This is a genomic window from Mesorhizobium sp. Cs1321R2N1 (assembly GCF_037179725.1).
In the GTDB taxonomy this organism is placed as follows: Bacteria; Pseudomonadota; Alphaproteobacteria; order Rhizobiales; family Rhizobiaceae; genus Mesorhizobium; species Mesorhizobium salmacidum.
On the sequence record NZ_JAPYKP010000165.1, the window covers coordinates 1 to 12,231 of the forward strand.

Genomic DNA, 12,231 nt, shown 5'->3' on the forward strand with positions numbered 1-12,231 from the left:
GGCACGGGCGCGCGCGGCAGGTCGGCGCCGAGACTGCCGAGCTTTCCAGCCATGCGCTTCTGGTGCTCGCGCCAGAGCGCCTGCGAGAAACTGCTTTCCTGGCCGCTGGGCCGGTCGCTCTGCACCTGTACCGGGCTGTGCAGCAATCTGTTGGCGGCCTCGATGCGACGATCGACCTCGGTGGCGCCAGGCATGCGGAAAAAGCGCAGCGGATAAAGCGCGGCCAGCCCTGCCAGGCCGAAAACGGCGATAAGGGCGATGCGCGCCACATCCGGCAGCCGAGGGAAAATACCGAACCAGGAGACGCTGAGGAACAGGCTGGCAATAACCGTGAGCGGGAGCAACAGCGGCCAGCCGCGCTCGACGGTCATCGCGACACGCGTCGCCAGCCGGCTCAAGGCAAGGCGTCCGGCCAGGCCGCGATCGTTGCTGAAGATGGGTCGTTGCGTCATCGGCCCTTCCTAGAGCCTGTTCCGCCTTGAAAGGACCGGAATGGGGCTCTATCTCTTTGAGCATGATCTGTTCCGAAAACCGGACTCCACTTTCGGGGATCATGCTGCGAGGCGGCGCGGGATAGCCCAAGCCTCACGACTCGAAGAATACCAGCAAACACGGCAAAGGCGAGGCAGTTTGAGAAAACGTGAAGCCGGCCGAATTGGTTGCAATCAGAAATTAGCGGGGTTCGCGTTGGCGCCACAGACCAGCACGGCGATCCGTTCGCCTGGCGCCGGCGTGTAGCGGCCGGACAGGATCGCGGCGAAGGCGGCGGCGCCACCTGGTTCCGAGATGATGCGCACGCTGTTCCAGAGCGCCTTCTGGGCGGCGATGATGTCGTCGTCGCTGACCAGGATGGAGCGTTCGACGAAGGCTTCGGCGATCGGGAACATCATTTCGCCGACGCGCTTCGGCGCCAGCGAATCGGCGGCAATGCCTTCGGCCGGCGCGTCGACCGGATGGCCGGCCTCGAAGGCGCGATGCAGCGTCGGCGCGCCCTCGGGCTCTACGGCGACGATGCGGATACGGCCGGCGTACCAGGCGGCGACGCCGCCGATCAGGCCACCACCACCGACGGCAACCAGCAGCGTGTCGATCTCAGGCAGATCGTTTTCGATCTCAAGCCCGAGAGTGCCCTGGCCGATCAGTGTTTCCTCCTGGTTGAAGGCGTGGATCTGCAAGGCGCCGGTTTCCTCAGCGAAACGTTCGCTGGCGGCCAGCGCCTCGGCATAGCGGGCGCCGCCGACGACGAGGTCGGCGCCATAGCCGCGAATGCGGTCGAGCTTGGCCTGCGGGCTCACTTCGGGAACGAAGATGGTCGCCTTGTGGCCAAGCCGCATGGCGGCATAGGCGACAGCGGCGCCATGATTGCCGCCCGACGCGGCGACGACGCCGGCCTCGGGAACCGGCCGCTCCAGAAGGTTGGTGAAGGCTCCGCGCGCCTTGAACGATCCGGAATGCTGCAGGCATTCGAGCTTGAGGTCGACCGCCAATGGCGGCCGGTCGAAGTCGGCCATGTCGACGCGCAGCACCGGCGTGTGCCTGACATAAGGGCGGATGCGCGGTTCCATCGCGGCAATGCGTTCGCGTGTGATGGTGTTGTCCTGCGACATCAAGATCTCCTCGGGATTGACAGTAATTAGTAACTTGGCAAAATAGCTAAATGCAAGAGGTTGATGTCTTCAAGGCGATCGCCAACGGACGCAGGCTGCAGATTCTCGACTGGCTCAAGGATCCGCGTGCGCATTTCCGGGGACAGGCGGATGGCGATCTGGTCGAGGACGGCGTCTGCGCGCTGCTGATCGCCGAGAAGCTCGGCATTACGCAGGCGACGCTTTCCGAGCATATGCGTGTGCTTACCCAGGCGGGCCTGCTCAAAACCAAGCGCATCAAGCAATGGACCTTCTACCGCCGCGACGAGGACAGGATCGCCGACGCAAGGGCGCTCATCCAGAACCGGTTATAGCGTCGCGGCCAGGCGGCTTTTATGCAAGCCAGTCTGGCACCGAATCCAGCCCGATCAGCTCGTCATAGGTCAGCCGCGGACGCACGACATGGAAACGGTCGCCGTCGACCAGCACCTCCGGCACCAGCAGGCGGGTGTTGTAGGTGCCGGCCTGGACCGCGCCGTAGGCGCCGGCGGTGGAAACGGCAACCAGATCGCCCGCCTTCAGCCGGGGCAGGTCGCGATCGAGGCCGAGATAGTCACCGGTCTCGCAGACCTGGCCGACCACGTCGACCATCATGCGCGGCGTGTCGGCAGGCGGCTGCACGACCGGCTTGATGTCATGGAAGGCATCGTAGAGCGTCGGCCGGATCAGGTCGTTCATGGCGGCGTCGACGACGAGGAAGTTCTTGGCGTCGCCTTCCTTCACGAAAATCACTTCCGAGACCAGGATGCCGGCATTGCCGACGATCAATCGGCCTGGCTCGAACATCACCTTCAGACCCAATTTGGTGACATGCTTGCGGACGATCTGGGCATAAGCGTCGGGCAAGGGGGGCGGGTTGTTGTCGACCCGGTAGGGAATGCCGAGGCCGCCGCCGAGGTCGATATGCTCGATGGCGTGGCCGTCGCCGCGCAGCGCGCCGACCAGGTCGACCAGCAGGGCGAAGGCGTCGTCGAAAGGCTGCAGTTCTGTGATCTGGCTGCCGATATGGGTATCGATGCCGGTGATCTTGATGCCGGGAAGCGTTGCCGCGCGGGCATAGACCTGACGCGCACGCTGCCACGGAATGCCGAACTTGTTCTCGGCCTTGCCGGTTGAGATCTTCTTGTGGGTCCTGGCATCGACATCGGGATTGATGCGCAGCGAGACCGGCGCCACCTTGCCGAGAGCCGAGGCGCGGGCCGACAGGAGTTCGAGTTCCGGCTCGGATTCGACGTTGAAGCAGAGAATGCCGGCTTCGAGCGCAAAGTCCATTTCACGCGCCGTCTTGCCAACACCGGAGAACAGGATCTTGCTGGGCGGGACGCCGGCGGCCAGTGCCCGGCGCAATTCGCCTTCCGAGACCACGTCGGCGCCGGCGCCGAGCTTGGCCAGGGTCCGCAGCACCGCCTGGTTGGAATTGGCCTTCATGGCGTAGCAGACCAGCGTGTCGAGCCCGGCAAAGGCCTTGACGAAGACACGGTAGTGCCTGGTCAGGGTCGCCGTCGAATAACAGTAGAACGGCGTGCCGACTTGTGCGGCGATATCAGGGATCGCCACGTCCTCGGCATGCAGCACGCCGTCGCGGTAGTCGAAATGGTTCACGAGAGTGGTTCCGGAAGTTGGGGCACGATGCGATCGGGTTTGGAAAGACCAATCCCGCCTTCATCGGAGCTAGATCAACGGGTCGAGGATGAACTTCTTGTCCACGACCGGTTTTTCCGGTTCCGGCGGCACGGGCTGGTGGGCTTTTTCGGCATCCTTGCGTGCCTGGACGGCCGCCTCGTAGGGCGTGTCGAGACCGGCCTTGCGGCCGCAGGCGGTCACGGAGGCAAGCGCCGCAAGCAGCGTCAGCGTTACCAAAATCCTGCTTCCGGTCATCGATCCATCCGTCCGAAACGTTTGCCAGCCGCCGCTTTTAGCCGAGTTCTCAGCGTATTGCACCCCGCATATTGCTGATCGCAATATCGGGATATTGCCGGTCGCAATGTCCGGCATCACGCCCTGGCGATGCGCTTCTTCCAGGCGCGTATCTGCTTGCGCACTTCCGATGGCGCGGTGCCGCCGAAGCTGGTGCGGCTCTTGACCGAGTTCTGCACCGCCAGCACCGAGAATATGTCCGGTGTGATGCCGGGGTTGATCGATTGCAGATCCTCCAGCGAAAGCTTCTCCAGGCTAACCTTCTTGTCTTCGGCCAGCGCCACCGCGCGGCCGGTGACATGATGCGCCTCGCGGAACGGCAAACCCAAACTGCGCACCAGCCAGTCGGCGAGGTCGGTGGCGGTGGCGTGACCGGAGCCGGCGGCCTTCTTCATCGCGGCCGCGTTGACCGTCATGTCCGAGACCATGCCGGTCATCGCGGCAAGCATCAGGTCGAGCGTCTCGGCGGCATCGAACACCGATTCCTTATCTTCCTGCATGTCCTTGCCATAGGTCAAAGGCATGCCCTTCATCACCGTCAGGAGGCCGACCAGATGGCCGTTGACGCGGCCGGTCTTGCCGCGCACGAGTTCGGCGGCGTCGGGGTTCTTTTTCTGCGGCATGATCGAGGAGCCGGTGGAAAAGCTGTCCGACAGCCTGATGAAGCCGAATTGCGGCGTCGACCAGATGATGATTTCCTCCGCGAGCCGCGACAAGTGCGTGGCGCAGATCGCGGCCATGGCGAGGAATTCCAGCGCGAAATCGCGGTCGGAGACGCTGTCCAGCGAATTGCGCATCGGCTCGCGGAAACCGAGCGCCCTGGCGGTCTGATGGCGGTCGATCGGGAAGCTGGTGCCGGCAAGGGCCGCGGCACCGAGCGGGCTCTCGTCCATACGTTCGATGGCGTCGCGCACACGCGACAAGTCGCGCGCGAACATCTCGACATAGGCCATGCAGTGATGGCCGAAGGTTACCGGCTGCGCCGCCTGCATATGGGTGAAGCCCGGCATGACGGTCGCCGCATGTTCCTCGGCTCGCGCCAGGAGGGCCATGATCAAGCCTCTCAACGCCTCGGCGACACGAAAGCATTCGTCCTTGACCCAGAGCCGCAGATCGACAGCCACCTGGTCGTTGCGCGAGCGGGCAGTGTGCAGCCGGCCGGCCACCGACCCGATAAGGTCCGCGAGGCGGGCCTCGACGTTCATGTGGATATCTTCCAGCCGCGTCGAAAACTCAAAGCTGCCGGCTTCGATCTCTTTCAGGATCGTGTTCAGCCCGTGAGCGATTTTTTCTTGATCGGCCGCCGAAATAATGCCCGTTTGCGCCAGCATCTCGCTATGGGCGATCGAGCCTCTTATGTCCTGCGCATAGAGTTTGCGGTCGAACGAGATCGACGCGTTGATCGCTTCCATGATCGCGGCCGGACCCGAGGCAAATCGTCCGCCCCACATCTGGTTGCTGGTCTTCTTGTCGCTCATGGCTATAAAACCCGTGCTTCGGAGCAGTTTTGAGAACATGGCAGACGGAAACAGATTTTTCCCGGCCCCGCGCCTGATCCTCGCCGCCCTGGTGGCGGGAGCGCTGGCCGGCGCGGTCGCGGTATATGTCAGCGAGAGCCGGTCTGGCAACAACGCCGCGCCCCAAGTGGCGGCGGGCGACAGCAAGGACGACGTCGCCTGCGCCGCCAAGAGCGACCGCGCCAAGAAGATCGCGGCCGCGGCCACCGGCGAGGTCGCGGCACTTTTGCCGGCCGATCCGCCGCAGTCGATGAGGAGCCTCGCCTTCAACGGCCCGGACGGCAAGCCGATGACGATCGCCGACCATGCCGGCAAGACGGTGCTGCTCAACCTGTGGGCCACTTGGTGCGCGCCATGCCGTGCCGAAATGCCGGCGCTCGACGCGCTGCAAAAGGAGAAAGGCAGCGACGCCTTTCAGGTCGTCGCCGTCAACGTCGATGCCGGCGACGATGTGAAGCCGAAGAAGTTTCTCGCTGATACCGGTGTGCACACGCTCGGCTACTACCGGGATTCGACGATGACGCTGTTCAACGACCTCAAGGCGCGCGGTCTGGCGCTCGGCTTGCCCGTCACCATGCTGATCGATGGCGAAGGCTGCCTGATCGCCCATATGAACGGTCCGGCCGAATGGTCGGGGCCCGACGCCGAGCGGTTGGTCGAGACGGCGCTCGGGTCGTGAGCAATCAGGCCGAGTGAACGCTCGGCTTGAGCAATATGAGCATGACATTCTGGCGGTCGGTGCGCATCGCAATGCGCTTGCCGTGGCCGGCGGTCAGGTCTCGTCAGCTGCTCCACCCGCATTTCATCATCCCTTTAGCCGGATAACCATGACGGCCTTTACGTCCTCGAGAGCCGCCCTAGCTACCTAAGGCGCCGGTGTGACGTTTTCATGCCGGCGCCACCGCCGAGGGGGAGGAAAGACCAGCTGTCCACAGGCCCGGGAGGCCACAACAGAACTGTCACATACCTTCTCTAAGAGAGCGGGCAAGGACTTGCGCAAGACCCTTGTCAACAGTCATTCAAGAGGGAAGAAACCATGACGATCATCAAGCGGGGCCTCGCTGCCCTTGCCGCAGGCGCGCTCAGCACCGCGCTGGCGGTTCCTGCCTTTGCGGAGCCGGTAAAATTCGACTTCTGGTTCGGCCTGTCGGGCGACCTCGCCCGCGTCGTCGACACGCTGTGCAAGAACTTCAACGCCTCGCAGAAGGATTATGAAGTCGTCTGCACCAGCCAGGGCAATTACGACGCCACGCTGCAGAATACCATCGCCGCCTTCCGCGCCGGCAAACAGCCCGCCGTCGTGCAGGTCTACGACGTCGGCACCGCCACGATGATGCTGTCGGGTGCCTACAAGCCCGCCGACAAGCTGATGGAAGAAAACGGCTACAAGATCGACTACGCCGACTATTTCCCAGGCATCGCCCGCTACTACGCGACCTCGAAGGGCGAGATGCTGTCCTTCCCGTTCAATTCCTCGACCGCGCTGATGTACTGGAACAAGGACGCCTTCGCCAAGATCGGCAAGACCGAGGCGCCCAAGACCTGGGAAGACGTCGGCGCCGACCTGCAGGCGATGAAGGACGCCGGCTATGAATGCCCGATGGCGATCAACATCTCGGCCAATGAAAGCTGGCAGCTGATGGAGCAGTTCTCGGCCATCCACAACCAGCCGATCGCCACCAAGAACAACGGCTATGACGGTCTCGACGCGCGTCTGGAAGTCAACAAGACCAAGTTCGTCCAGTACGTCACCGATCTCAAGAAGTGGTATGACGCCGGCCTGATCAAGATCAAGTCCAAGGATCTCGGCCAGGATATGGTTCAGGCCTTCGCCTCGGGCACCTGCCAGGTGATCATGACCTCGGTCGGCGATCACGGCACGGTCGGCAAGACACAGAAGGAAGGCATGAAGTGGGATGTCGCCGAACTGCCGGCCTATGCCGGTACCGAGCGCAAGAATTCGCTGGTCGGCGGCGCTTCGCTGTGGGTGCTCTCCGGCAAGTCGGACGCTGAGTACAAGGGCGCGGCCGCGTTCCTCAACTTCATCCACGACCCCAAGACCGCTTTGTTCTGGTCGACCAACACCGGCTACATCCCAGTGACCAAGTCGGGCTTCGACTACATGAAGTCCACCGGCTTCTACGACAAGGCGCCCTACAAGGGCCGTGAAGTCGCCATCGCCAGCCTGACCGCGTCGGAGCCGACCGAAATCACCCGTGGTATACGCCTGGGCAACTTCACCCAGATCCGCGCCGAGTTCGGCACGCAGATGCAGGCGATCTTCGCCAACAAGGTCAGCGTGCAGCAGGGCCTCGACACGCTGGTCAAGAATGGCGACGCCATCCTCGACCGCTTCCAGCAGACCTATCCGGGCAAGACCCTGCCCTGATTTCGAAGATTGCCGAGGCCGCCCGCCGAGATTCGACGGGCGGCCGTTTCGTATATAATCTTATCTTGCTTTGGGCTGGCCGTTCCGCGGCCACGGCGGACCGATGGAAAAACGCGTTACCTTCAGCAGTTGGACAATCGGCATCCTTTTCGCGGTGCCGCAGCTCCTCCTGATCTTCACGTTCTTCTACTGGCCTGCCGGCCAGGCCGTATACTGGTCGCTGACGCTGCAACAGCCCTGGGGCGGCGGCAACATCTGGGTCGGGCTCGACAATTTCCGCTCGATCCTGGCCAACGCCGATTACTGGAACTCGATCACCGCCAGCCTTGTCTTTGCCGGCATCAGCACCGGGCTTGCAATGTTCGTCGCGCTTGTGCTCGCCGCGCTCACCGACCGCCAGCTTGCCGGCTCGCGTTTCTATCGCGTGGTGCTGATCTGGCCTTACGGTATCGCCGCACCGGCTCTGGCGATGGCGTTCCGTTTCATCCTAGCGCCGGAGGCTGGGTTCATGGCCGTGATCAACCAAGTCTGGCCCGGCTTCTGGGATCCCGGGCTCGACGGCGCTGATGCCATGGCCTCGATCATCATCGCCTTCTCGTGGAAATATGTCGGCTACAACTTCATCTTCTTCCTCGCCGCGTTCCAGGCCATCCCGCGTTCCCTCATCGAAGCGGCCGCGATGGACGGCTCCGGCGTCATGAGGCGTTTCCGGGACATACAGTTCCCGCTGATCACGCCGACAATCTTCTTCCTGCTGGTCATCAACATCACGGAGAGCTTCCAGGATTCGTTCGGCATCGTCGACATCATGACGTCGGGCGGCCCGGCGAACGCCACCAATCTGATGGTCTACAAGATTTATTCCGATGGCTTCAAAGGCCTCGACTATTCGGGCGCCGCCGCGCAGAGCATCATTTTGATGCTGCTCATCGTGGTGCTGACCATTTTCCAGTTCCGCTTCATCGAGCGGCGCGTGCACTACAGGTGAGACTGAATGGTCGAGCGCACTCCGTTCCTCAACTTCTTCACCCATCTGATCCTGTTTGTCGGCTTTGTGCTTTGCATCGCGCCGTTCGTGGTCGTGGCCGTGGCCGCGTCGCACAATCTTAGGGATGTCAACGACGTGCCGATGTCGCTGCTGCCGGGCAGCGACTTCTGGACAAACATCAAGACGGCCTGGACGACGGCCGACCTTGGCCCCAAGCTGCTCAACAGTTTCATCATGGCTGCCGGCGTCGCGGCCGGCAAAGTGATCATCTCGGCGCTGACCGCCTTCTCGATCGTCTATTTTCGCTATCCCGGCCGCACCTTCATCTTCTGGCTGGTCTTCGTCACGCTGATGCTGCCGCTGGAAGTGCGCATCGTGCCGACCTACGCGGTCGTCGCCAATGTGCTGTCGCCCTACCAGACCATCCTCGACATCACCGGGCTGAGCTGGCTGATCGAGAAGGTCTCGGGCGTGCAGGTTTCGCTCAGCCTAGGGCTGCTCAATTCCTACACCGGACTGATCCTGCCGTTGATCGCCACCGCCACCGGCACCTTCCTCTACCGGCAGTTCTTCCTGACCGTGCCGGACGAGCTGACCGAGGCGGCGCGTATGGACGGTGCCGGCGCGCTGCGTTTCTTCATCGATATCCTGCTGCCATTGTCGCGCAACAACATGGCGGCACTCGGCACCATCATGTTCCTGTGGGCCTGGAACCAGTATCTGTGGCCGCTGCTCATCACCACCGACCAGTCGCACGCGACGGCTGTCACCGAGCTTAAGCAACTCATCCCCAATGTCGGCGGCATTCCGGAATGGAACATCGCCATGGCCGGAACGCTTATCGTCATGCTGCCGCCGCTGATCGTCGTGGTGCTCATGCAACGCTGGTTCGTGCGCGGCCTGATCGCCACCGAGAAGTAACAAGGAGACACAAGATGGCCTCCATCGCAATACGCGGCGTCAAGAAGAACTATGCCAAGACGCAGGTCGTACATGGCGTCGATCTCGACTTCGCCTCTGGCGAATTCGTCGTCATTCTCGGGCCGTCCGGCTGCGGCAAGTCCACGCTGCTCAGGATGATTGCCGGGCTGGAAGAGATTTCCGACGGCACGATCGCCATCGACGGCGCGGTGGTCAACAAGCTCGAGCCGCGTGAACGCGGCTGCGCCATGGTGTTCCAGAATTACGCGCTCTATCCACATATGAGCGTGGCCCAGAACATCGGCTATTCGCTCAAGGTCGCCGGTGTTCCCTCGGCCGAGCGCAACCAGCGCATTCAGGCGGTTGCGCGCACGCTGGAGCTCGAGCAGTTGCTCGATCGCAAGCCGATGGCGCTTTCGGGTGGCCAGAGGCAGCGCGTCGCCATGGGCCGCGCGATGATCCGTGAGCCGAAAGTCTTCCTGTTCGACGAGCCGCTGTCCAATCTCGACGCCAAGCTGCGCGTGCAGATGCGCTCGGAGATCCGCAAGCTGCATCGCCGGCTGAATGCCACCTCCGTCTTCGTCACCCACGATCAGGTCGAGGCGATGACGCTGGCCGACCGGCTGGTGGTGATGAATGGCGGACGGGTCGAACAGGTCGGCACGCCAGGTGAAATCTACACCCGCCCGGCCAGCCGCTTCGTCGCCACTTTCGTCGGCGCGCCGGCCATGAACATCCTCGAAGGCACGGTCGAACTCGACGGGCTGTCGCTGCTCGGCGGCAGCCGGCGCCTGGCCATGGCGCGCGCCGGCCTGCCGGTCGGCACGAAGGTCGCGATGGGCATCCGGCCGGAAGCGGTGCGGCTGGTGGCACCAGGCACGGCCGGCGCGCTCGACGCCACTGTCGACCTGGTCGAGGAACTGGGCGCGGGCCGGGTCATCTATGTCGACCTCGACGGCGCGCCGTTCTCGGTGATGACCCCGGAGGCCGTTCACCCCGAGCCCGGCAGCACCGTCGGCCTGAAGATCTCGCCGGACGACATGCACTTCTTCTCGTCGGAGACAGGCGCCCGTCTCGATGTCTTCAAGGCTTCCGTGCCCGAACCGGCGCTTTGATTTCCGAAACGCGCGGCCAAAGAGGCGTACATGAAAATCATCCAGGTCACCGATGTGCATCTTGGCCGGCAAGGTGAGCGCCGCTATGGGGCGGACCTGCATCAGCGGCTCGATCAGTGCATCGCGCACATCAATGCGCATCACGCCGACGCAGCACTTTGCGTCTTCACCGGCGACCTGACGGAGACCGGTGCGCGGCAGAGCTATGCCGATCTGCGCGTTGCCCTGAGCGCGCTATCGATGCCCTTCAGGCTGCTGCCGGGCAATCATGACCGGCGGGCCAATCTCATCGCTGCGTTTCCCGAAGTTCCGGTCGACAAAAACGGCTTCGTGCAGTCGGTCCATGATACCGGCGACGAAGTGCTGTTGTTTCTCGACTGCCTGGCGGAAGGACGCATCGAGGGCGAACTGTGCGACAGCCGGCTTGCCTGGCTCGAAGCCCGGCTGGAACAATCAGGCGGCAGGCCCGCCTACGTTTTCCTGCATCATCCGCCGGTCGCGCTCGGCCTGCCGCAGCTCGATCCGCTGGCGCTTCAGCAGCCCGAGCGGTTGCTCGGCCTGCTCCGGGACCATGATAACGTTCGCCACATCTTCTTCGGCCATGTCCATCGCGACATCGCGGGAACCGTCGCCGGCATTCCGTTCTCGGCGCAGCGGGGCCTGCATGCCCGGTTCGAACTTGCCCTCGACCGATCGAGCGAGATCGTCGAACAGGCGCCGCCGTCTTATGCCGTCATCCTCATCGACAGCGCCAACGAGTGCGTGGTCGTGCACGGTTGCGATTTTCTCGAGCAATGGCCGATCTATTCAGCGGAAACCGGCGAACGCGTCACGGCGTGAACCGGCCACTTCGCGTGGGGTTCAGCGCCTTCAGGCTTCGGGCTCAGGCGAAGACGTGCGCCTTGCCCGATACGGTCAGCCGCACGATCTCGCCGACCGCCGGCGCGTCCATGCCGGATTTGCGCAGGATCAGCGGCGTGCCGCCGATCGCGGCGGCGTCCGGCGGATCGGAATTGTTCAGGAGCCGCACCGCGATCGTGCATGTCGAGCCGGCGAATTCCGATTCCGTCACCTCGCCGAAGGGCATGTCTGGTGTGCCCGACATGCCCTCGCGCGAGGTGCGTTTTAGCCCAATCTGCTCCGGCCGCAACATGATGCGGGCGACATCGCGGCTGTCCGGCGTGTCGACCGCGATGCGGCCCAGCGGCGAACTGGCGAAGCCGCCCGAAATGCTCGCGGGCAGGATGATGGCATCGCCGAGGAACTCGGCGATCATCCTGTCCTTCGGCTTGAGATAAAGCTCGCGCGGCGTGCCGACCTGGGAAAATTTCCCGTCGCGCATGACCGCCACCTGGCTGGCGAAGGACAGCGCCTCGGCTTGGTCGTGCGTCACCAATATGGTGGTGATGCCGGCCCCTTCCAGAAGCTCGGCCACCGCCTTGCGCATCGAGGCGCGCAGCCCGGTGTCGAGGGCCGAGAACGGCTCGTCGAGCAGCATCAGCCGCGGCTTCATCGCCATGGCGCGGGCTAGCGCCACGCGTTGCTGCTGGCCGCCGGAGAGCTCGTGCGGACGGCGTTTGAGGATCGCCTTGTCCAGTCCAACGATATAGGCAAGTTCGATAATGCGCTCGGCGCGCTTGTCGTCGTCCCGTGCCATGCCGAAGCCGATATTGTCCGAGATGGTCAGATGCGGGAACAGGGCGCCGTCCTGCGCCACCAGGCCAATGCCGCGGCGATG

General features: G+C 63.5%; 13 protein-coding genes. 7 read left to right on the top strand and 6 right to left on the bottom strand.

Going from position 1 to position 12,231, the window contains the following annotated elements; genetic code table 11:
- Together O7A61_RS27910 and O7A61_RS27915 are read right to left on the bottom strand one after the other, a co-directional pair.
- Window positions 1-452, bottom strand: a 452-nt coding sequence (locus O7A61_RS27910; protein ID WP_337132508.1) for a DUF4175 family protein, incomplete at its 3' end; no start/stop codon positions are given.
- Window positions 453-665: 213 nt separating this feature from the next.
- Entirely contained in the window at window positions 666-1,607 is a 942-nt protein-coding gene (locus O7A61_RS27915; RefSeq protein WP_337132509.1) for a threonine/serine dehydratase, read from the bottom strand.
- A gap of 50 nt (window positions 1,608-1,657) precedes the next feature.
- On the opposite strand from O7A61_RS27915, the gene O7A61_RS27920 reads away from it, so the two are divergent.
- Window positions 1,658-1,960: an ArsR/SmtB family transcription factor gene (locus tag O7A61_RS27920; protein WP_337132510.1), complete on the top strand. Its 303-nt coding sequence runs from the start codon at window positions 1,658-1,660 to the stop codon at window positions 1,958-1,960.
- Window positions 1,961-1,979: 19 nt separating this feature from the next.
- On the opposite strand, the gene lysA is transcribed toward O7A61_RS27920, so the two are convergent.
- The 3 genes from lysA to argH all read right to left on the bottom strand — a co-directional run bounded on the left by lysA (window position 1,980) and on the right by argH (window position 5,041).
- Window positions 1,980-3,248, bottom strand: coding sequence for a diaminopimelate decarboxylase (lysA, locus tag O7A61_RS27925; protein WP_337132511.1), 1,269 nt, complete (start codon window positions 3,246-3,248; stop codon window positions 1,980-1,982).
- Between the two features lie 69 nt (window positions 3,249-3,317).
- On the bottom strand, window positions 3,318-3,524 hold the full coding sequence (locus O7A61_RS27930) for a lipoprotein (protein WP_015315543.1): 207 nt from the start codon (window positions 3,522-3,524) through the stop codon (window positions 3,318-3,320).
- Window positions 3,525-3,640: 116 nt separating this feature from the next.
- Window positions 3,641-5,041 (bottom strand): argininosuccinate lyase, encoded by a 1,401-nt coding sequence (argH, locus tag O7A61_RS27935; RefSeq protein ID WP_337132512.1) that lies wholly within the window; start codon window positions 5,039-5,041, stop codon window positions 3,641-3,643.
- A gap of 37 nt (window positions 5,042-5,078) precedes the next feature.
- Between argH and tlpA the strand changes: the two genes are divergently transcribed.
- From tlpA to O7A61_RS27965, 6 genes are all read left to right on the top strand, one after another.
- Complete coding sequence (gene tlpA, locus O7A61_RS27940) at window positions 5,079-5,759, top strand: thiol:disulfide interchange protein TlpA (protein ID WP_337132513.1); 681 nt, start codon at window positions 5,079-5,081, stop codon at window positions 5,757-5,759.
- Between the two features lie 357 nt (window positions 5,760-6,116).
- The gene (locus O7A61_RS27945; RefSeq protein ID WP_337105259.1) at window positions 6,117-7,469 is read left to right on the top strand and encodes an extracellular solute-binding protein; all 1,353 of its coding nucleotides are present in this window, start codon (window positions 6,117-6,119) and stop codon (window positions 7,467-7,469) included.
- Between the two features lie 103 nt (window positions 7,470-7,572).
- A complete protein-coding gene (locus O7A61_RS27950; protein ID WP_337132514.1) occupies window positions 7,573-8,457 on the top strand; it encodes a carbohydrate ABC transporter permease in 885 nt (294 codons plus the stop codon).
- 6 nt (window positions 8,458-8,463) lie between these two features.
- The gene (locus O7A61_RS27955; RefSeq protein WP_337132515.1) at window positions 8,464-9,378 is read left to right on the top strand and encodes an ABC transporter permease subunit; all 915 of its coding nucleotides are present in this window, start codon (window positions 8,464-8,466) and stop codon (window positions 9,376-9,378) included.
- A 14-nt stretch (window positions 9,379-9,392) separates the two neighbouring features.
- A complete protein-coding gene (locus O7A61_RS27960; RefSeq protein ID WP_337132516.1) occupies window positions 9,393-10,493 on the top strand; it encodes a sn-glycerol-3-phosphate import ATP-binding protein UgpC in 1,101 nt (366 codons plus the stop codon).
- 30 nt (window positions 10,494-10,523) lie between these two features.
- Window positions 10,524-11,333, top strand: a complete 810-nt coding sequence (locus O7A61_RS27965) for a phosphodiesterase (RefSeq protein ID WP_337132517.1) — start codon at window positions 10,524-10,526, stop codon at window positions 11,331-11,333.
- Between the two features lie 43 nt (window positions 11,334-11,376).
- Here the strand turns inward: O7A61_RS27965 and O7A61_RS27970 are convergent.
- Window positions 11,377-12,231: ABC transporter ATP-binding protein (locus O7A61_RS27970; RefSeq protein WP_337132518.1), on the bottom strand; the 855-nt coding region annotated here is incomplete at its 5' end.

Bases quoted from the DNA above. Each gene is read 5' to 3' on its own strand.
- O7A61_RS27915 (WP_337132509.1), bottom strand. From the start codon at position 1,607: ATGTCGCAGGACAACACCATCACACGCGAACGCATTGCCGCGATGGAA.
- O7A61_RS27920 (WP_337132510.1), top strand. From the start codon at position 1,658: ATGCAAGAGGTTGATGTCTTCAAGGCGATCGCCAACGGACGCAGGCTG.
- O7A61_RS27930 (WP_015315543.1), bottom strand. From the start codon at position 3,524: ATGACCGGAAGCAGGATTTTGGTAACGCTGACGCTGCTTGCGGCGCTT.
- argH (WP_337132512.1), bottom strand. From the start codon at position 5,041: ATGAGCGACAAGAAGACCAGCAACCAGATGTGGGGCGGACGATTTGCC.
- tlpA (WP_337132513.1), top strand. From the start codon at position 5,079: ATGGCAGACGGAAACAGATTTTTCCCGGCCCCGCGCCTGATCCTCGCC.
- O7A61_RS27945 (WP_337105259.1), top strand. From the start codon at position 6,117: ATGACGATCATCAAGCGGGGCCTCGCTGCCCTTGCCGCAGGCGCGCTC.
- O7A61_RS27950 (WP_337132514.1), top strand. From the start codon at position 7,573: ATGGAAAAACGCGTTACCTTCAGCAGTTGGACAATCGGCATCCTTTTC.
- O7A61_RS27955 (WP_337132515.1), top strand. From the start codon at position 8,464: ATGGTCGAGCGCACTCCGTTCCTCAACTTCTTCACCCATCTGATCCTG.
- O7A61_RS27960 (WP_337132516.1), top strand. From the start codon at position 9,393: ATGGCCTCCATCGCAATACGCGGCGTCAAGAAGAACTATGCCAAGACG.
- O7A61_RS27965 (WP_337132517.1), top strand. From the start codon at position 10,524: ATGAAAATCATCCAGGTCACCGATGTGCATCTTGGCCGGCAAGGTGAG.